Origin of the sequence: Ruegeria atlantica (assembly GCF_013033965.1) — a bacterium.
GTDB classification, from domain to species: Bacteria; Pseudomonadota; Alphaproteobacteria; order Rhodobacterales; family Rhodobacteraceae; genus Ruegeria; species Ruegeria atlantica_D.
In genome coordinates this window covers 121,312-140,589 of sequence record NZ_WQFE01000006.1, presented here as the reverse complement: position 1 = coordinate 140,589, position 19,278 = coordinate 121,312, and the positions used below count along the sequence as shown (strand labels likewise).

The 19,278-nt window shown below is 53.5% G+C and carries 16 protein-coding genes and 1 pseudogene; 8 read left to right on the top strand and 9 right to left on the bottom strand.

Annotated features, from left to right (window positions below; genetic code table 11):
• Positions 1-10: 10 nt before the first annotated feature.
• The 6 genes and pseudogenes from GOW16_RS12975 to GOW16_RS12950 all read right to left on the bottom strand — a co-directional run bounded on the left by GOW16_RS12975 (position 11) and on the right by GOW16_RS12950 (position 6,006).
• Positions 11-1,594 (bottom strand): sensor histidine kinase, encoded by a 1,584-nt coding sequence (locus GOW16_RS12975; RefSeq protein ID WP_170415619.1) that lies wholly within the window; start codon positions 1,592-1,594, stop codon positions 11-13.
• 1 nt (position 1,595) lies between these two features.
• Positions 1,596-3,125 carry an ABC transporter ATP-binding protein gene (locus GOW16_RS12970; protein ID WP_170415618.1) on the bottom strand — a complete coding sequence of 510 codons (1,530 nt, stop codon included), beginning with the start codon at positions 3,123-3,125 and terminating at the stop codon, positions 1,596-1,598.
• Positions 3,122-4,186: a hypothetical protein gene (locus GOW16_RS12965; protein ID WP_170415616.1), complete on the bottom strand. Its 1,065-nt coding sequence runs from the start codon at positions 4,184-4,186 to the stop codon at positions 3,122-3,124. Before GOW16_RS12965 ends, GOW16_RS12970 begins: the two co-directional genes overlap by 4 nt.
• Before the next feature lie 224 nt (positions 4,187-4,410).
• Positions 4,411-4,653 carry a hypothetical protein gene (locus tag GOW16_RS12960; protein WP_254429765.1) on the bottom strand — a complete coding sequence of 81 codons (243 nt, stop codon included), beginning with the start codon at positions 4,651-4,653 and terminating at the stop codon, positions 4,411-4,413.
• A gap of 421 nt (positions 4,654-5,074) precedes the next feature.
• Positions 5,075-5,205 (bottom strand): annotated as a pseudogene (locus GOW16_RS12955) (IS5/IS1182 family transposase); the annotation flags it as partial.
• 201 nt (positions 5,206-5,406) lie between these two features.
• Entirely contained in the window at positions 5,407-6,006 is a 600-nt protein-coding gene (locus GOW16_RS12950; protein WP_170415612.1) for a TetR/AcrR family transcriptional regulator, read from the bottom strand.
• Between the two features lie 785 nt (positions 6,007-6,791).
• Between GOW16_RS12950 and GOW16_RS12945 the strand changes: the two genes are divergently transcribed.
• From GOW16_RS12945 to GOW16_RS12915, 7 genes are all read left to right on the top strand, one after another.
• On the top strand, positions 6,792-7,856 hold the full coding sequence (locus tag GOW16_RS12945; RefSeq protein ID WP_170415610.1) for a hypothetical protein: 1,065 nt from the start codon (positions 6,792-6,794) through the stop codon (positions 7,854-7,856).
• A 208-nt stretch (positions 7,857-8,064) separates the two neighbouring features.
• Complete coding sequence (locus GOW16_RS12940) at positions 8,065-9,483, top strand: MFS transporter (RefSeq protein ID WP_170415608.1); 1,419 nt, start codon at positions 8,065-8,067, stop codon at positions 9,481-9,483.
• 153 nt (positions 9,484-9,636) lie between these two features.
• On the top strand, positions 9,637-9,909 hold the full coding sequence (locus tag GOW16_RS12935) for a hypothetical protein (RefSeq protein WP_170415606.1): 273 nt from the start codon (positions 9,637-9,639) through the stop codon (positions 9,907-9,909).
• 18 nt (positions 9,910-9,927) lie between these two features.
• Positions 9,928-10,359, top strand: coding sequence for a DUF2141 domain-containing protein (locus GOW16_RS12930; RefSeq protein ID WP_170415604.1), 432 nt, complete (start codon positions 9,928-9,930; stop codon positions 10,357-10,359).
• 163 nt (positions 10,360-10,522) lie between these two features.
• Positions 10,523-12,295 (top strand): DUF1800 domain-containing protein, encoded by a 1,773-nt coding sequence (locus GOW16_RS12925; RefSeq protein WP_170415602.1) that lies wholly within the window; start codon positions 10,523-10,525, stop codon positions 12,293-12,295.
• Between the two features lie 4 nt (positions 12,296-12,299).
• A complete protein-coding gene (locus tag GOW16_RS12920; protein ID WP_217354607.1) occupies positions 12,300-13,682 on the top strand; it encodes a DUF1501 domain-containing protein in 1,383 nt (460 codons plus the stop codon).
• A gap of 257 nt (positions 13,683-13,939) precedes the next feature.
• Positions 13,940-14,476, top strand: a complete 537-nt coding sequence (locus GOW16_RS12915; RefSeq protein ID WP_170415600.1) for a TetR/AcrR family transcriptional regulator — start codon at positions 13,940-13,942, stop codon at positions 14,474-14,476.
• 26 nt (positions 14,477-14,502) lie between these two features.
• Here the strand turns inward: GOW16_RS12915 and GOW16_RS12910 are convergent, their stop codons facing one another.
• The 3 genes from GOW16_RS12910 to GOW16_RS12900 form a co-directional block, all read right to left on the bottom strand.
• Positions 14,503-15,564: a 2Fe-2S iron-sulfur cluster-binding protein gene (locus tag GOW16_RS12910; protein WP_170415598.1), complete on the bottom strand. Its 1,062-nt coding sequence runs from the start codon at positions 15,562-15,564 to the stop codon at positions 14,503-14,505.
• A gap of 83 nt (positions 15,565-15,647) precedes the next feature.
• A complete protein-coding gene (locus GOW16_RS12905; protein ID WP_170415596.1) occupies positions 15,648-16,523 on the bottom strand; it encodes an ABC transporter six-transmembrane domain-containing protein in 876 nt (291 codons plus the stop codon).
• A complete protein-coding gene (locus GOW16_RS12900; protein WP_170415594.1) occupies positions 16,520-17,671 on the bottom strand; it encodes an aromatic ring-hydroxylating oxygenase subunit alpha in 1,152 nt (383 codons plus the stop codon). The genes GOW16_RS12905 and GOW16_RS12900 overlap by 4 nt, the downstream gene beginning before the upstream one ends.
• Before the next feature lie 324 nt (positions 17,672-17,995).
• On the opposite strand from GOW16_RS12900, the gene GOW16_RS12895 reads away from it, so the two are divergent.
• Entirely contained in the window at positions 17,996-19,174 is a 1,179-nt protein-coding gene (locus GOW16_RS12895) for a patatin-like phospholipase family protein (protein WP_170415592.1), read from the top strand.
• The last annotated feature ends 104 nt before the right edge of the window (positions 19,175-19,278 follow it).

Sequence of the window (19,278 nt, the reverse complement as noted above, 5' to 3'; positions counted from 1 at the left end):
AAAGCGAACATCAACCCGTCTCCCGCAATACGTCAGTTTTCACAACTTTCATCCGAGGTGCTTTGGGCAAGGTTATTGTGATCCTTAACCCGCCCTCTTCGCGATCGTGAAGGTCAACTGTGCCACCATGAGCCTCGACAATCGACTTCACCACCGGAAGCCCCAGTCCACTGCCTTCGATCCCCTGCCCCGAAGCGTTTGATCCCCGAAAAAACCGATCGAACGCTTGTGACTTTTCCGCAGCGCTCAGGCCGGGTCCGTCATCTTCGATTGTAATCGTGCAGGACGCCAGCCCCTCATCCAATACTGCGCTGATTGTCGGGCCTCCGTATCGTCGTGCATTCTGCAGCAACGCAAGTACTGACTGGCGAAGCCGAACCTCATCGACCGAAGCTATTACCTTACCATCCGGACTTTCGACCTGAACCGGATCAGGGAACATAGCCACGGCATCACGCACTACCTTTCGCAGATCCGTTTCCTTGCGATCCAGTCTGAGTTGACCGGCCTCAAATCGGGCGACGGTCAGCATATCATCTACGATTTGATTGGTGTGTTTTGCAGAATCCCGAATACGCGCCAGCGAGTCTGATGCGTCTTCTGACAGCGTTTCCGATGTCCTTAAGGTAACGTCGGCCTCTCCTAGGATTATCGCCAATGGCGTCCGTAGCTCGTGGCTGATGTCGGCCATCAAACGCTTGCGATTCTCTTCGCCGGTCTCAAGCTTATCGATAAGTTGTTGAAGCTCATATGTTCTGGCTGCGACGGTATCCTCAAGCTGCCTGTTTTGCTCAGCACGGCTAGCCTCTCGGGCAGCCAAACCTTCGGCCATGCCATTCAAAACGGTGCCCAATTCTCTGAACTCACGGCTGCCGCCAAGGCTTACTGGCTGGGAATAATCGGCTCTGCGCAAACGGCCGATACCATCTGCCAATAATATGAGCGGTCTTCTGATTTGGCGGTTGAACGACACGACCGCTACAAGCAGGACACCTACGGCGGCCAGCACAATCATGTAAACCAGTCGTTCATTCCATTTTCTGAAGGCTGCTGCCTCGGCCAGAACTTCTTCGACCTCCTCTACCTCTTCACCGAGTGCGGCCTGGATCTTTTGATCAAGTTCGTCATCAATGTCACCGTCCAACAGGGCAGCAAGACGTTCAATCCGGACAAAAGTTTCAATCCGGCTGCCTTCTTCTGACAGGTTGGCGATGACTGCATTGACGTATTCAATGTCGTCTTCAATCTCATCAAGAAGTTCGAGCTCTTCGATCTCCTCATCGCCCACCATCTGGATTTCGCGCGCGATCGTCATTCGGATCGCATCTAATGTCTGAGCAATTTTTGTCTGCAGCGCGGCTTCGCTGACTCCGTCGTCCCGATCACCGATGAGAAGAGCGTCGCCGTGTTGTTTGAACAGTCGGTATAGGTCTGCCTCAAGCCGCAGATGCAGGCCATAAGACTCCTGTGCCAGCGATATTCTAGCGTCCCACCATCGGGTCCTTTCAAGGCTGTACAGGGCAAGACCAGCCAGCCCACCCAAAAAACCGACGAGGACAGCCGCATAAATCCCAAACAATGTAGATGAACGCATATCAGACGACCTTTGAATTCTGATTCAAGTTAGGCGAGACGACATCTTCGGCCAATACGATGGTGGCCAAGGACAATTTCCGCAGAGCTTTGAGTAATTCAGTCTGGTGATGCTGGCACGAAACCCACCTGATAGAAGCGATGACGACGATGTCGGCCTTGCCAAGTACAGCGCGCACCAAATCCAAACGCAGAGTCTGTTCTGGTGACAGCCCGTTTCCATTTTCCGCCACCCGTTGATCAAGGCCGTTGGGCGCCGCAAGAAGCTCGGACAACCCGAATGTTTGCATGACCTCTGAGACCCTCGGATCGTTCGGGCGTTTCCGACACATCAAAGTTGCAGATCGGCGCAAACTTCCTTGAAGCCCGATATGTTCGTCCCCCACAAAGGCAATTTTTGGGGCATGACGGTTCGTGCCGTAACAAACATCGATACCTTCACAATCATCGAGCCCGACGATGCACATAGCGATGTATTTTGCATGCTTGCCCGTCAAAGTTGAAGTTGAGCCGGGGGCGGCTACGAAAGTGACAGGCGTTCGGCCAATTTCTCCGATGACTTTGATTGCAATAGGTTCGCCTTGCTTTGTACCTCCTCGATTCACTTGCGGTTCTGAAAGCAGTTTTTTGATCTTTTCTCGCGCCACGCTCCAAGCACAATAATGGTCCCATGCAGAGGCAAGGTTTTGCAATGGCAGGGCAATCAAGGCCAAGACAGAAAGACTAGCTGCAACCGTTGCTGGCGCAATGTCGTTCCGGCTAGCCTGCCAAAGCATCAAAAGACCCGTGAGCGCTACACCCAGTTGAAGTACTGCCTGAAGACTGGCGGTTCTGCCTCGGCGTGCCAACGCGTCGCGACGCAGCGACGCGCCCTGCTTGTCAAGTTTTCGCAGTTCGCGTTCGGTTCGACCCATCAGGTCCAGTTCCGGCGCGATGGTTATACGCTCAATCATGGAAATCGCGATATTGGAACGATTGCGACGTAGTTTCTGATGCCGACGTGCCAGATGCCAGGCTAGCAACCCCATGACAAGCAATGCGCAACTGAGCGAAGTAAGGCCATAGATCGCAAGGACAGGATCAAGAAAATAGAGAATGGATACCGCACCCGGAATGACAAATGCTGCGGACAAAACGTCTGGCAGACCACGACCAAACCAAAGGCGCGCCGCAGATAGGTCCCCGACAAATCGCAAGGATAGTGCGCCAACACGGCGTTTTTCATGCCGAGATTTGGGAAGCCTTGCGATCTGCCTATAAAGTGTGCGGCGCAAAGAAATCGCGTAACTTTGGCCAAGCGCTTCGGCGCGATATCGTAAAAAAAACAAACACGCAGCTGCAACTGTACCGGACATTGCCAATTGCAGGACCGTTCTCAATGTCAAAGCTTGGCCTGCATGAAGCGCGGCAAAGGCATCGCGTGTTGCAAACGCTGCGAACGCGAGTGCAATCGCCTGCACAACACCGCACAAAGTAAGGAGGACCGCATCAATGATGCGGTCCTTTGTGGCCAGTTCCGTGAGGGGGGTCATGCGGCCACGTTTTCGGTTTCACGTCGCATGAGCGGTGCGACATGCTTGGCGATCGTCACCGGCGACCAAAGGTCTTCGCGCGACAATATTGGGCGGTTGGTTGCTTCTGCGGCTTCGGTGGCGGCCATTGGAGAGCAGCTGACCAAACCGGAGATCGCAAACGGGCTGAGTCCCACCTTTTCAAGGACGGTCACGCCGCCCAATGCACTCAGCGCGTCAGGTGCCGCGAACAGGATACCATCCAACCGATCTCGTATGCGCGAAGACTGTAAAATGGCCCGTGTTTCCCGCTGGAACACACCATCAGCGATCTCAACCACCACGATTTCGGCGCCACGCGATGCTGCGGTCGCAACCAACGTATCAAACCCTGTTTCAATCGTTTCAAGTGGCATTCGGTATGTGGTGGCCATTCCGGCATCCGTAAAGTCAAGCGCCGGGGCACCCCCGTCTTCGAAACTGTTGAAATCACCAAAGGCGCCGGTCCCGGTCGCTTTGACACCAGCGACGGAGTATCCCGAACGCATTAGGCCGTGACCAAGGCTTGAGGCTGCTGTTGTTTTCCCCGAATTCATCGAGGCCCCGAAAACACCTATGACGGTGACTTGCTCGTTGCTTGGCAGTGAAGGTAACCCATAGTCTGACACGTTTATCACGTGACCTGAGGCATTTGTCAGAAGGCCGATGGGCTTCAAACGCGTTGGTTCATCCATACGGGCATGCGCGGCATCCACCCGGCCGGCAACACCGCCACCTGCAACCAGATCGACAAGATCGTCATCAATCACAGCACTGGCAAGAAACTGATCCGGAGCGTATCGGTCGCCCAGACAAAGGACGACGTAGTCACCCGGGTAACTGACCGAAGAACGCCGTTCGGCCAATTGGATTTTCTTGTGATGGCCGATCTCAACAATCTCACAGAGGATCAGATCCCCTGCCTTCGCGGTGCCCATCTGCGTGGAAAGCCCGCGCACATCGGATCGGTCAACTCTGCGAGTTGTAAATGCCCATTTTGCGACTTCGCAAGTGATGGGGGAGAGTTGCGGAAACTGTGTCATGCTTTACTCCGTGACTGGCTGTTCAATGAAATCACTGTGCCAGTGCGACGTGAGAAGAATTGCAAAGGTGAATGAAGGACTGGCCTGCGATCAGATGAACAACAAATGAATACTCGCCGTTGGCACGATTTTTCTGTGCCGGACCATCTACAAACAAGACCGATCTCCGTCTCATCACCCCCAAGGTCAGTCGGAGTGGGTTAACCAGAGCGGGTCGTATTGGGTTAGTCATCGTCGCCGCCATCATCACCATCGTCATCACGTTCGTTGTCTTGGTCTCTTTCGTCAGGCCCGTCATCGTCATGATCCCCATCTTCACGCTCATCCCGCTCACTACTTCCACCCTTTCTGTCGGCCTCGCCCCCCCGTAGTTCGGTGATCGTGATACGATCATCTCCGTCGCGATCGATCTCCTCAAGAAGCCTACGGGCACCGACCGCTCCAAACGCTGCGGTGAGTTCATTCAAGCTCAAAACCCCGTCGGAGTCCGTATCCACAGACCGAAAGCTGGCTGTTTGCGCTGAGGCATTGCTGAATTGACTGGCGCTAACCAAAGAGATGAGGACTAAGACTATGACGCAGGGATTTTGGCTGAATATCCTTGGCTTGCGTCGCACCATCCTACTTTCAGTCTTTGACACAGTTCACCCATTGCCCGTTCGCTGTTTCTGTGAACCAACGTTCTTCTATTCCAGTAGGACAATATGGCTTGCTGAGATGAAATTTGTTTAGTTGGAAAGTGAACGTCAGATGAACATCGCTATCCAGTCGAAAAGGCGGTTTGGCTAAGGGTGTCGAAGCCTGGTGAGACGAGCGGCTCAAACTTGCGTTCCTGCGATCCGCAGGTTCCGTGACGGAAAGGCGCGGTCGAAAACACCGACAACAGGCTGCTAAGAAACCTTTGTCGCTCCACCGCTTCCGGCAGTTATGGAGCGTCCTAAGGGACCCATATTCCTTGGGCGCATCACACCAAAGTTAACCGTTAAAATCGATAAAGTAATCCCGCTGAGAACGCGTCTGCATCAACGCGAGGCAAGATGCGCGGAACTGTAGGTGAGCCAATTGGAGCTTGATGCAACGCTTACTTTTGTCCCCTCGATCTGTAACTTATCTCGTATGACAATTTACAAGAACAAAGAACCACATTTACCTAGGTAAATGGCAGAACGCGAATTCGACCCCGCAGCCAATAGCTGGATGGTGAGACGCTGGCCTGTGATTCACCTTTGGCCCGTGAGGTAACCGATCAGTCGGTTTACACGCTGCGCGATGTCTTCTGCGGTAAATGGCATCCCGGCTATGCTTTGCTGGATGTAGTACCGGTAAGCGCCGTCCAGCATCACATAGATTTCCACACCACGCACATCATTCACCGCGAATTTTTTTCCAAGCTCATCACAAATCTCGACAAAGCGGGCCTCGACGTCAGCGACCCGCTGCCTGAGCTGGTTATCGAACATAGCCTGGTTGCGGATGTCGTACCAAAGCCTGTGTAGATGTGCATAGTTGACGATCGAATGGGCAAACAGTTCGACATATGCCTTGCGCGCCTCATGCGGGCTGAGGTTTGCAACAAGAATGTCGTTCAGCTGTAACGTGAATCGATCGACCGACAGGTCGACGCAATACAGCAGCAATCCCTCCTTCTCGGGAAAATAGTATTGTATTTTGCCAAGTGATACGCCGGTCGAGGCAGCAATATCCCGCAAAGTAGTGTTCGCGTATCCAGCCCGCGCTATTGTCGCTATCGCGTTCTCAGCAAGCTCGCGCCGTTTCTGTTCCCGGTTCTTGTCGCGCTGTTTAGCGCGATTCTCTGTCAAGTTTTGCATCATCGACCCGTCATAGCGCAAATCCCGTAAAAGTGTGAGCGGAACCCAACTATTTGTGAGAACTGGGTCAAACCACTGAAAATGCAACGTTTACCACGCAAGATTGTTTCAATTCAGTCGTACAATACAATTGTATTGAAAAGATTCGCTTTCTATGCAACAAAAGATTGTCACAAGCGACAAACAAGCCAGCCAACTGGCAAGCAACAGGGACAGATCTATGACCAATCCGGGATACTTTCGGATCACTGGCAGGGCGCGAGCAGAACAGATTGTTCTGGCGCGCGACGCGGACTCAGAAAGAGTGCGCCGAAAGCGTTCAAACTAAGAGCTCATCAAATGTCCCCAAACGTTGAGGAGGAAGCAGACCGGCACTACCCGCACCACGAAAATCAAACTCGATAACCGGCCTAACGCTGGGCTGCAAAAAACGACAGGGACTATGAAAAATCGCGCAATCGGCTTGTTCGCCGAACCAATTGGTTTTGCCTGCTGCATAGCCGTCCGCATTGGGGACGCGGCGAAGTATTCAATCGGAAGACCACATTCCGCTGTCGCACGTGGATGCGACGACATCGCTCTGCGCGCCTCCCTACTGCACAACAAACAGCCCTACAAGCCGGAAACGCACCCATTTGAAGACATGACATTGGATGGTTGCACGACGATACGCCGCTCGCGGCGTTTTCAACCGACCGATGCGCCCTGTGCGCCACGGCAACATCAAATCTTCTCGGCAGAATTAAAGAACTAAAGCCGAGGAAAGGGAGGGAAGAATGAAGAAAATCGCAACACTTGCATTGGGCGCGGGCTTGATTTCAAGCCCCGTACTTGCAGGCGGGATCGAAGGGTTCCCATCGGCAAACCGGTTCCTTTTCGAGCAAGGACGCTATGTCGAGATCACCGGAGGATGGGCTGACTCGAAAACCGAAGGTACCGAATTCGGCCAGCCCACGGGTGACGTCACACCCAGCATTAGCGGACTGTCCCTAGCGTACAAACAGGACATCGGTGACAAATGGGCAGTCGCAATCCATGGCTTCAACTCGGTCAACTATAAATTGCTTTACCCAACCGGAACGGGCGCCCCGTCCGCTGGCACCAACGTCCGGTATCGTGGTACCGAAGTCGCCCTGATGGCGCGGTACAAGTTCAATGAGAACTTCAGCGCTTTTGCCGGTGTAAGGTTTGAAAAGATAAACGATTTCAGCGGCGCGCTGATCAATCCCTCTCTCAGTTACTCGCTGGACTCCGAAGGGGACTTCAACCCCGGATTCCTTGTGGGTGCCGCGTATGAGATCCCGTCGCTCGCGTTTCGCGCCGACCTGACATACTACTCGGAAATCGATCACGATCTGGACGGTGTCGAACAGCTGCAACCCCTTTCACCCTCCGACGTGACCACGCAATTGAGCACCCCTCAGACTGTCGCTCTGAACGTGCAAAGTGCGATCAGCGGTCCTTGGGGTGCCTTCGGATCAATCCGCTGGAGAAACTGGGATGACGTCGCCGTAGAGTCCCCGGTACTTGGTGGTCCGCTTGCGGAATTTGCTGAAAACTCAATCGACTACCAGATCGGTGTCGGATACTTGCTGAACCCAAAATGGTACTTCTATGGCATTCTGTCCCGGTCGCAACCTGAAGGCGGTTTCGTTGGCTTTGACTACGAGGGCGGCGGCAAAGGTATCACACTGGGTGCCGTACATTCGATTGGACAGACCCGAATACTGGTCGATGTCACATATGGTACGCTCGGCGATGTGGATGAACCTGATGCCGGCCTGCAAATCCGGGATGTCTCGGGCACTGCAGTACGTGTGAGTTTGTCGCATAATTTCTGATCAAGTACCCGACCGCTGTAGCGGTCGGGTTCAGCACACTGCCCGGCGAATGGCCGCCACCATTTGTCCGTTTCATCGGCGGCCATCTGCTTTCCTAACGCTGTTGTTAGACTGCGTTGTCTAACATCTTTGACAAAAAACGATCCTTGTGATCTGCTTTGAGTGTTCGTTCACTTACTGACCTGCTGCAAGATTTCCGGAGGAGAAAATGAGTACCCGCACTGAAAGACCACCGGTCAGCATGCAGCTGTTTTATGGGGCTGGCGGCATTGCCAACGGCATCTTGTCAAACGGGCTGAGCTTTTTCCTGCTCATCTACTACAACCTAGTGATCGGGTTGCCAGCCGAGACAGTGGGCTTTGCACTTTTTATCGCCCTGATGTTCGACGCGGTTTCGGATCCTGTTGTTGGCTATCTGTCCGACAACACTCGTTCACGAGCGGGCAAGCGGCACCCGTTCATCTACGCAGCTATTATTCCCGTCGCCTTCCTTTTCTGGTTCATTTGGAACCCACCAGCAGCCCTGACTTCTGAGGCCCAACTGTTCTGGTTCCTGCTGATCACAACAATCCTTCTGCGAACTGCGATGACGTTGTTTGACGTTCCACACAACGCGATGGTGCCAGAATTGACCAAAGACTATGGCGGGCGAACCATGTTGTCTGGTCTAAAGGTGTCGGTCACCTGGATTGCCGGTCAGATCATGGTCATCGCGATGTATGTGATCTGGCTCGTTCCGACCGACACAATGCCATACGGCATCCTCAACCAGGCTGGTTATCAGGAAGCCGGGCTTGTTGGTGCAATCCTGATAGCGTTGGCTATCGCTTTCACTGCACTTGGCACGCGCCAATGGCAGGACAGAATGCTGGATATTTCGCATGATGCGACTTACAGCGCTTCAGGTTTCTTCAAACAGTTTCTGGCCGCATTCAGATTGCCAGCCCTGCGCGCGATCTTTGTCAGTTCGGCAATTTTTGCTGTGGGTGCCGGTATCGGGGCGGCTTTATGGACCTATCTGACGTCGTTTTTTTGGGAACTGAATAATGATCAGATTGCCTTGATTCTGATGGCAAACCTGATCGGCGCCGTGATAGCAGGACTAACCCTGAGGCCTATCGCGAGGTCCGGAGACAAAAAGTCGAGCGCGATCTACCTTTCGATCCTCTCGGCAGTTGTGGGTGTCGCCCCTTATATGCTGCGGGAAATTGGATTTTTCCCTGCAAACGGCACCGAGCTTTTGATTTGGTTGCTATTCGTTCATGGCATTCTGCAAATTACCCTGATTGTCTGGACCACATCCCTGTTGACGTCGATGACGGCGGATGTCGTCGAATTGGGCATCAGCCAGAACGGATTTCAAAACGAGGGGATCATCACCTCGGTGATCACCTTCGTGCTTAAAGCTGGTACTGCTGGAGGCTTGGCAACCTCCGGGATGTTCCTGGCATATGTTGGCTTTCCAGAAGCGCCGGACCAATCAAACCTAACGGTCGAAGTTACGCGTGCACTTGGATGGAACTATGCCTGCCTTAGCCTCGCAATTTACCTGGCCTCGATCGTTGCCCTGATGTTCTACCGATTGGACAAGGCGCAGTTCGAACAGCTTCAGGCGATCCATGAATAAATAGACGCTTGCGCGCGGAACCCCGTTCGCTCTGCGACGTAAGCCAGAATGAAGCACACCCCCTTAACGCCGGCAGTTTGCAGAGACACAGATAGTCCTCCGTCACACTCACTTTGATGCTGGCACAAACCCTGAAGTAAACAGAGAAGTTCAATGCAATACCTCAAATCTCACCCCTTTTCCTGGATCATTTTTCTATGCCTGCTAGTGGCGACGTGGTTTCAGATCTACTCGATATGGGGGCTACTATTCATGTGGTGGGCCGCGTCATCCTTTATGACTGGTCAGGCCTTTTTGATTGAAACAATCGACAGCCGGGAAAACCCGCCGCTCTTCTACGCCATTACGATCATGTGGTTTGCCTTCGGGCTGCTTTATGTCGTGCAGGACCTCGCATGGCGTCTGTTCGGAATTTACATCGGTTAACTGTTCAGGAGAAACTCAATGACCAAGACTGCATTCATCGCTGGCCTAATGGCGATTGCGGGATCTCAGGCTGTGGCCGGGGACATTCAGATCGATATCTCTGGTGTCGACGCAGGGCGCGGAGGCGTCATTCACGTCCTGGCCTTTGACGATAAGACGGCGTTTGACCAAAGCCAGATGGCGAAGATCGTCGGCTACGCAAAAATCCCGGCATCGGGCGGCTCAGTTTCCGGAACGCTCAAGAACCAGAAACCCGGACAGCTTGCGATCATGATCCACCATGACCAAAACGACAACGGCCAGTTCGAGATGAAAGGGCCGATCCCGCAAGAAGGTTGGGCGTATTCTAAGGGTGCTGGCGTCAGATCGATACCTGTGTTTGAAGACGCGGCGATCGAATACGATGGCAATAACTCATCGCTTGGCTTGAAAATGAATTACGCCAATTAAAGCGATCTATAGCTTGTTACCCCGACTGCCCCGGAAACGGGGCTTTTTTTTCGAAAATCGGGTCTTTCGGGTTGAAACAACGTGGTCAGATTATAATTTGTCTTACATGACAATAAAATGCTGCCTCACTCATGCTTGACAGGATTGAAGGACCGCCATCCACATGAAGTCATCTTTGGAAGACACTAGTCGATTTTTGATGCAAGCCACACTTGGGGCAGATCAGAAGCTGCTGCAACAAGTCAGCAAAATCGGCCCGGAAAACTGGTTGAACGATCAGCTGGACGCCTCAATCGAAAAAAAAAGGCCGTTCGAAAAATCCACCCGCAAGATTTGGAAAAGCTTCCGAAAGCGTTTGAAGCGCGCGCATGGTGAATGGGCGATCAATGGCGACGGCAACAACCCCGCCCTGCCCTATAAGTGGTATTTCCACATGGCCTGGTGGAACCACACCCTGACGCAGCGCGACGACCTGCTGCGCCAGCGTGTTGCACAGGCTCTGTCCGAGATATTGGTCATCTCGGACGCATCATCTCTGGAGCTCGATGCCATTGGGATGGCGAACTACTATGACCTGCTCTACAAACACGCATTCGGCAGCTATTCTGACCTTCTGTATGACGTGTCCATGCACCCGATGATGGGTATCTACCTGTCTCACATGACCAACCAGAAGGCCAACGAGGCCAAGAATATCCATCCCGATGAAAACTATGCGCGCGAAATCATGCAGCTGTTTTCGATTGGCCTGTTCGAACTGAACCCCGATGGAACCGAAAAACTGGATGCCAATGGGGATCCGATTCCGACCTACGATAATCGTGACATCAAGGAATTGGCCCGTGTTTTCACCGGACTACTTCCAGCGGCTTATAAGTACGAGTGGGACACGTCGTTCTGGGAAAGCAGCTATAACGGCTATCCTGTTCAGTTCGATGACGGAGTGGAAACGGCCTATAAGACGGTGCCGTTCATCGACGCAACCAAACCGATGATCGTGGAGGAAGCGTATCACGACCGCGGTGCAAAGTCCCTGTTGAACGGTCGCCTGATCCTGCCTGGCAACCAGTCCGGTCCGCAAGAAATTCGCTCGGCCGTCACCCAACTGGTTGCACACCCAACCACCGCGCCATTCATAGCGACCCATCTGATCAACCGACTGGTAACCTCCAACCCGTCGCCCGCCTATGTCGAGGCGGTGTCCCGCGCATTTGGTCGAAACGGAGACCTTAAAAACGCGGTCCGCACAATATTGACCTACCCGCTGACCAATGAAGTTGCCGCAAAACGTTTGTCTTCGGCCTACAAAACCTCAAACAAGGTTGTTCAGTCCCAAAAGCTGAAATCGCCGCTGCATCGCGTCACGCAGATTCTGCGCGCGTTCGGAGCACATAACCAGACCGGTAAACTGTGGCTGCTGGGCGATGACATTCAAGAGGCGCTGCAGATGCATCCATTGTCCGCGCCCACGGTCTTCAATTTCTACAAACCCGACTTCACTCCGCATGGTGCATTGCAGGAAATGGGCTTTCGCGCACCCGAGTTCGAACTGCACACAGCCGCGACCTCGGTCGCATATGTCAACAACATCTACTACTGGTTTTTTGGCGGTTATCTGCCGTTGGTCTCGACCCAGATCGGTTCTGGGCCTGAGCAGATGATGGTTATGGAGTTTGACCCCGATACATTATGGGCCAATTCCAAAAACGCGCTGCGTTTCGACTTAAGCGAAGAAATCAAAATTGCAAAGAACCGGGGCCGTCATGATGAGTTAATCGACAGAATATCGATTCTGTTGACTGGGCGGACAGATGCCAAAGCGCGCAAACGGATCAAGCAGGCTTATGTGCAATATTCGGACAATCCCGAATGGGTGGTCCAAACCATCGCCTTCATGATCGCAGTTTCCCCAGAATTCACCGTGCAAGAGGCCTGAGCCCATGCTGACCAAATCCTTTACCCGCCGCCAGTTCCTGGCTTCGACCGGTGTGACTGCCACGGGCGCAATGATGGGGGCCGCCCTGCCCGGTTTGGCGCAAGCCGGAACCAGAATGATTAAGCCTGCCAGAAAAGCACTTGTGTTTGTGATGTTGGACGGTGGTAACGACAGTTTCAACATGCTGGTGCCGAACGACAAGATTGCCCACGCCCAGTATTCAGAAACACGGGCCAACCTCGCCCTTGCGAGGGGTGATCTGCTGAACCTTGATACGCCCAAAGACCGGCTTAGCCGCAGCTTTGGCCTACATCCATCCATGCCCGAGGTCGCCGAACTGTTCAATCAAAAGCGCCTGTCTTTTGTTGCCAATGTCGGCCCACTGGTCGAACGGGTTAGAAAACAGCAATTCTATGATGGCTCCGCCGCGCTGCCCTTGGGATTGTTGAGCCATGCGGACCAGTTCAAACACTGGCAAACCTCACGCCCTGATTTACGCGTCAATGACGGTTGGTTCGGATTTTTTGCCGACGACTTGCAGCCTTCGAAGTCGGCACATGAGATCGGGATGAACATATCACTGGCCGGGAACAACATCGCTCAGAACGGAAAGGTCGACCTGCCCTATGCGATCACGGACAAGGGCAGCGTTGGCTTGTACGTGAAGGAAGAGAAAAGCCCACTCAACGATTTGCTACTGGACAGTTTCAACCGGATGATGAACGCCGATCAAAATGGCGATCCCTTCCGCGAGACATATCTGAACCTGACCCGCGACGCGCAATCCAAACACGAGACGTTCAAATCAGCAACCCGCGGGATCAAGATACCACGGTCCTTTCCGTCTTCGGACCTTGCGCAGCAATTGCGCATGGTCGCCAAGACGATTGCCGCCTCGGATCGGTTGGGTCACGAGCAGCAAACGTTTTTTGTACGCTATATCGGTTGGGATCATCATGATGAGCTGTTGGCGAACCATGCCCGCATGCTGCGTGTGTTGTCCGAAGCGTTGGGAGCGTTTCAGGCAACGCTTGACGATATGGGCCTGGCGGATCGCGTCGTGACGTTCACCGGATCAGATTTTGGTCGAACGTTGACGTCGAATGGCAACGGCACAGACCATGGCTGGGGCGGCAACACCCTGGTCATGGGCAACCCGGTCAAAGGGGGGCAGATCCTGGGGGATTATCCCGAACTTGGCCTGGCCGGCGACAACTCGCTAGATGTGGGCGACGGCGTGTTGATTCCAACGACCTCGACCGATCAACTGTATGCTGACCTGTCCCTTTGGTTCGGTGTGCAAGCTTCGGCATTGGACACTCTGTTCCCAAATCTCAACAGATTTGCGGATGTGGCAGGCGGAGAAAGGCTTGGGCTTTTCACCTAGCTCTGCTTACCCCGTGCACCCTGCCCACCGGGGTGCGCGGGCATCGCTTGCGTCAGACCTTCTTTTCAAACGATGGACAAACCTTCAAGAAACGTTATGCGTAAGTAATGCTTAAATTCTTGGGTCAAAGTAAATTGTCTAGGTTGACAATCTATTTAAACTAAGTTAATTCAAAAGATCTGTTTCTAGACAAAGGTATTCGCATGGGCCGCCCCTCTGTACAAGATCAACGAAAAAAGGAGGTCCTCGATGCATTTATGAATTGCGTCGTGCTGTACGGCGTCGAAGGGGCCACGCTTGAACATATCGCGGCACAAGCCGGGCTAAAACGTCCGTTGATCCGGCACCACCTTGGCAACCGCAAAGCCATGGTCCTGGCGCTGGGTGAGCACATCGCTGAAACGCTCACCAATCAAAGCGAGGCGCTACGTGTTGCACTGACAGATCACCCGGGCGTCCGCAATCTGATTGAGGCCTTGTTTAACTCAGATGGCGAGTTGGATCCGCGAACCAACATTTGCTACCAGGCGCTGATAAACTCAATCGAGATCTACCCGGAACTTCGCAAGCCATTGCTGGATTCGATGGAGGTTTTTTACAAAGTCGCTGTAGATATCGTTCTTGCCTCACACCCCAAAGCGGACAAACAAGCCTGTGAAATCGTCGCGCACGGGATCGTAAACCTGTACATCACCACGGATGCGTTCATTCCGCTCAAGCCGCCAAAGACATGGGCTTATTCATCCTACTTCGCCGCGCTGAAATTGGCTGAAACGCTCGAAGACAAATCCTGACCACTACGGCCCGGACCATGGCCCGGTCAATCGTAACTGACCGCAAGCTTGTCCGTTGTGGCGACAGCCTGGCACGACAGCACGGCACCACTCGCAATCTCACGATCATCCAATGCGGTTCGCGCGCGCATATGAACTGATCCCTTTTTCAATTGACACCGGCATGCGCCACAGACGCCCGACTGGCAGGAATACGGCGGCTCTAACCCCGCTTGCTGAGCGGCCTCAAGGATCGTTTGGCCGGACGCCACCTGAACCGAATGGCGTAGACCGTTCAGCGATATGTCCACGACGGCATCAACACCTTTGACACTGTCATCGGTCTCTTGTGCGCCACCGTAACTTTCCATGTGAATCCTGCTGGCGGGTACGTCCAGAGACATAAGCGCTTCTTTCACCGACTTGTTCATCCCACCGGGCCCACAAACATAATACTGCGCATTTTGGGCGTAGGGTGGGTGTTCGGTTACCAGCGCTTCGATCGCACCCTTGTCGACGATGCCTTTTCGCCAGTATTGAAAACTGGACCACATCGACGGCTTGGACAGAACGTGATGCACCGTAAGGCGTTCGTCAAACGCCTGTTGATACTCGGCAAAAGTATCCTTGAACAGGATACTGTCAGCATTCACATTGCCGTAGGCCAGATGAGCAAATGACCACGGTTCCGCCAGCAAAACCGACTGCAGCATCGAGTGAATTGGTGTGATGCCGCTACCTGCACCAAAAAAGTAGTGCGTGCGTCTCTCAGTCGAGTCGGTATCCAGACAAAAGCTGCCAAATGGAGGCATAACGTCGATCACATCACCCGGCTGAACCGCATCGTTGATATGGTTGCTGACAAGCCCCTTCTTCACCCGTTTGACCGTGATCTGTAGCGGATCACCTGAAACGGGCGAAGACGAGATGGAATAGCTTCTGCGCACTTCTTCGCCTTTGATCGAAAATCGAAGGGTCAGGTGCTGGCCAGCACGCCAGGCAAACTCTTGCGCCAGATGTGGCGGCACGTCGAACATGACGGTTTTCGCCTGCCCACCAATCTCATTGCGCGTTTCAAGCACCTCAAGCGGGTGAAATTCTATGGTCATAGGAGCCTCCGAAATTGATGCCATGCGGATGGGCAGGATGTGTGATGCTACCCGATGCGCACCGGGCTTTTGAATTGAAAGAGCTATGCATTGGCACCCTGTTTCGATGCCGGGGCGTTGATCCTCTCCGTGATTTCGGACAAACGCGCGAGGCTTTGCAGGACCATCGGCAATACTACGACCGATTGCACAAACTCGAACGAATAGGTGACAACCGAGAAGATTTGCCCGGCCGTCGCCCCACTTTGCGTCGCCGCGAACCAGAGGTTGAAAGCCAGCATGCTGAGCAGAACAGAAAATATCGCACCGTAGACCAGCGCCTCGGAATCCGACAATCGAACCTCATGCGCGCGCAATCTGAACAAATGCTGGCCGATCTTTTTCAGATCCAAGCTTTGCAGCGCGGTCACCTGTCTTTCGGATTGCTGGTTCAGCAACCCGTTCAGCCGGAAAAAACGACGTGAAAACAGAGTAAAGATGATCAGGATCAGAACCGCGGCAGTCCCCGCGGCAGTCGCAAGTGCCCCGTGAAACGACATCAGAATACCGACAGACACCAATACCTGCACCAACGCGCCCATGGACTCAGGCGCTTCACCCTCCAGGAAATCTACCAACTCACGCGCCATCAGAACGCGCGCATTCAGCACAGAGACCTCGCGCCCGACATCCCGTTTGGCCTGCGCCTTTCCCAACTCAACCCGTATCGTACCATAGGCCCGGGTGTCATAGACGCGCCGAAACGTCGACACGATTAACAGCGCGGCCATTGCAATGCCGAAATGTATGAACGACGTATGATCCCCCTTTGACAGCCCATCAATCGAATAGCCGATCAACAAGGGAAGGAGTGCAAACAGCGCCGTTTCTACCAGGGTCAGACCCCAAGTCATCGCTATTTTTGCGCGGAACACCCGCAGCAAAGTCGCAATAGACAACCGGTCGTCCGGCGTGATCATTTTTCCTGCAACCAATCGCGGACGACCCTTTGGTGCTGCACAACAGGGCTTTCCCCAACTGCCGCTGGCCCAACCTCAAAATAGGGCGAGGTCAGCGATTTCTGCTGCTGCTCACAGGCATAGATGTCCTCTTGCGTAAAGTCACCCGAGGCCATTGGGTCATTTTCATCATGAGCATCGTCGCCGTCGTATTTGCCTTTGATGCCAAAATTGCTCCAGAAGGAGGCCGACCGAGTAGCCTGTTTCGTGAACTCCCACCCTGACACGTTGGCAACCCGTGTCCTGTTCAGAATCCGCGTCCTGTCCGGCGCAAGCGGGGTGATGATAAAGACGTTCCACACGTCCTCGGAAGCGCCAATTCCAACCCCAGGAAACAGCATCGGCACCCACGCACCATTTTGATCCTCAGGAACGACACGCGGCATCTGCAGTTTTTTGTTCTGGTCCTTGGCGAACTCTTCGACCGGCGGCTCCCAAAAGATGTAGTGCGGACCGTACCAGCCATACTGCGCCTTGGCGTGGTCATACATCTGCAACGTGTTCGAATGCAGGTGGCTCAGATGGTAGACGTCAATGTAATTCTCTACGACGATCTTCCAATTGGCCTTGATCTCGTAGGTGTGGGACGTGTCCTCGTGCTCTACCAGTTCTTCTGGTACGTGCGACCCGACCTTGTCGTCCACGTCACCGAACCATTTCATGATCGATCCAGCGTTCGGGTCGGGATGCACAAACAACATGCCCTTCCAGATATCGACCGAAGCATGTTTCAGGCCAAGACAGGACTTGTCGACCGATTTATATTCGCGATGCTCATCCGGGACCGAGATCAGGTTGCCTTCAAGATCATAAGTCCAGTCATGATATGGGCATGTCAGCGCCTTTTGGGTCTTGCCCACTGCACGGATCAACTGAGTACCCCGATGCCTGCAGATGTTGTGGAAGGCCCGCAACCTGCGATCCCGGCCCATGACAATAAACAGGTTGTTCAACCCTGCCTGAACCGAAAGGTAGTGGCCTGGCTCGGGCAAATCTTCCATAAAACCAGCAAAACGCCACGTTTTAGAGAATATCTCTCGCTGCTCCCGGTCAAACCACTCCTGCGACGTATACGCGTCTGCGGGTAACTCATGGTACATTTGTGGCATGTTGTCCCCTCCTAGGGCCGTCGTCTTCACGGTTGGCAAGCTGATCATATTGCTCATGGCAACAGCGTTTGAAACAAGCCTGATCTTATGATGCTTCGAAGCGAGATAGGTAAACAAACTATCGCTGTCAATGATGACAATATAAAGAAAGTGAAGAGACGCCACAAGTAAGCGCAGTTTTGCTTTATCCGCCGCATCCATCGGTGTCGTCTTGCGCACAAATCCGTGACGCAACCGGATTGGGACTAGAGCGCGGAACTAGCACTCAACAACCCGCTCAAGTCCCGATATTGAACGGCATCCCTTTTGAGACGGACAACGCCCATGCCTTCATATAAGATCTGTGTCGTTTTTGCGCTGGCGTTAATGCTGACCGCATGTGCCGGCAGTTATAGTCGGACAGCGCTGGCGCCCACAGCCGAGAATTACGAATCCTTCCTGCCGGTCGGCGTTACATCAGACAGTCGGTATTTTGAGGATGACAGTCACGACCGCTTGGCAAGCCTCAATAGAGACATGCGCAAAACGCTGGCACAGGTTCCCAACGGTCGCGGCCTGAACGTTCTTGCCTTGTCAGGAGGCGGACAACACGGAGCTTTTGGGGCAGGCGTTCTAAATGGTTGGAGCGAAACAGGCACGCGCCCAACCTTTGACGTGGTCACCGGAATTTCGACCGGAGCAATAATAGCGCCCTTTGCTTTTCTCGGTTCGGACTATGATGGTCCCCTGAAGCGGTTCTATACCGAAACCGCGACCAGAGATGTCGTGCGGCTTGATGTTTCGGGGGCTGTGTTTGGCCGCGGTTTTCTGACCAAAGCAACACCGCTGAAAGCGGCAATCCGGCAAGAGCTGACAGACGACCTAATCCGCAAAATCGCAGAGCAGCATAGACAGGGTCGTCAACTCTTGATTGGCACCACCAACATCGACGCAGAACGGCCTGTTCTGTGGAACATCGGGGCGATGGCCCAAACCGACACCCCGCAAGCGCGAGATCTGATCCGGAATGTCATCCTGGCCTCGGCCTCAATACCGGTCGTGTTCCAACCTGTTACTATCAAGGTGACCAATGGCGAGGTTCGACGAGAGGAATTACATGTGGATGGTGGTCTGACCCGCGAGATCTTTGCCTACCCGTACGAGTTGCAGATGCGTCAGTTGTTGCGGGCCGCAGGTCTGAGCAATCGGAAGAACCGCATTTGGCTGATTCACAACAAAAAACTGGAACCGACCTTCGATCCGTTGCCCGGCAATGCAACTGCAGTGGCCAACCGGGCATTCGAGATGCTGATCCGCTCGCAAAGTCTTGGCAACATCGAAAGCATCTTGGTCCTATCCAACCGAGACGGGTTTCAGGCCAACATCACCTATATCCCCAAGGAGTTTCAGAAAAAACCGAAAGAGCCTTTCGACCCTGAATACATGAACGAACTCTTTTCTGTCGGATACTTGGCCGGACAGCATCGGCATGGTTGGATCTATGATGTTCAGGATTGGCAGTGACGACGCTTGACCGTGCTTACGGTTATTGGCGCGGTCATTCGAGAAGACATTTGAATAAAGCGCAAATAACTGCCAGATTGCAGGGGAATTTATGAGAAAAACGC

Coding starts and splice junctions, on each gene's coding strand:
- GOW16_RS12975 (WP_170415619.1), bottom strand. CDS start 1,594: ATGCGTTCATCTACATTGTTTGGGATTTATGCGGCTGTCCTCGTCGGT.
- GOW16_RS12970 (WP_170415618.1), bottom strand. CDS start 3,125: ATGACCCCCCTCACGGAACTGGCCACAAAGGACCGCATCATTGATGCG.
- GOW16_RS12965 (WP_170415616.1), bottom strand. CDS start 4,186: ATGACACAGTTTCCGCAACTCTCCCCCATCACTTGCGAAGTCGCAAAA.
- GOW16_RS12945 (WP_170415610.1), top strand. CDS start 6,792: ATGAAGAAAATCGCAACACTTGCATTGGGCGCGGGCTTGATTTCAAGC.
- GOW16_RS12940 (WP_170415608.1), top strand. CDS start 8,065: ATGAGTACCCGCACTGAAAGACCACCGGTCAGCATGCAGCTGTTTTAT.
- GOW16_RS12935 (WP_170415606.1), top strand. CDS start 9,637: ATGCAATACCTCAAATCTCACCCCTTTTCCTGGATCATTTTTCTATGC.
- GOW16_RS12930 (WP_170415604.1), top strand. CDS start 9,928: ATGACCAAGACTGCATTCATCGCTGGCCTAATGGCGATTGCGGGATCT.
- GOW16_RS12925 (WP_170415602.1), top strand. CDS start 10,523: ATGAAGTCATCTTTGGAAGACACTAGTCGATTTTTGATGCAAGCCACA.
- GOW16_RS12920 (WP_217354607.1), top strand. CDS start 12,300: ATGCTGACCAAATCCTTTACCCGCCGCCAGTTCCTGGCTTCGACCGGT.
- GOW16_RS12915 (WP_170415600.1), top strand. CDS start 13,940: ATGAATTGCGTCGTGCTGTACGGCGTCGAAGGGGCCACGCTTGAACAT.
- GOW16_RS12910 (WP_170415598.1), bottom strand. CDS start 15,564: ATGACCATAGAATTTCACCCGCTTGAGGTGCTTGAAACGCGCAATGAG.
- GOW16_RS12905 (WP_170415596.1), bottom strand. CDS start 16,523: ATGATCACGCCGGACGACCGGTTGTCTATTGCGACTTTGCTGCGGGTG.
- GOW16_RS12900 (WP_170415594.1), bottom strand. CDS start 17,671: ATGCCACAAATGTACCATGAGTTACCCGCAGACGCGTATACGTCGCAG.
- GOW16_RS12895 (WP_170415592.1), top strand. CDS start 17,996: ATGCCTTCATATAAGATCTGTGTCGTTTTTGCGCTGGCGTTAATGCTG.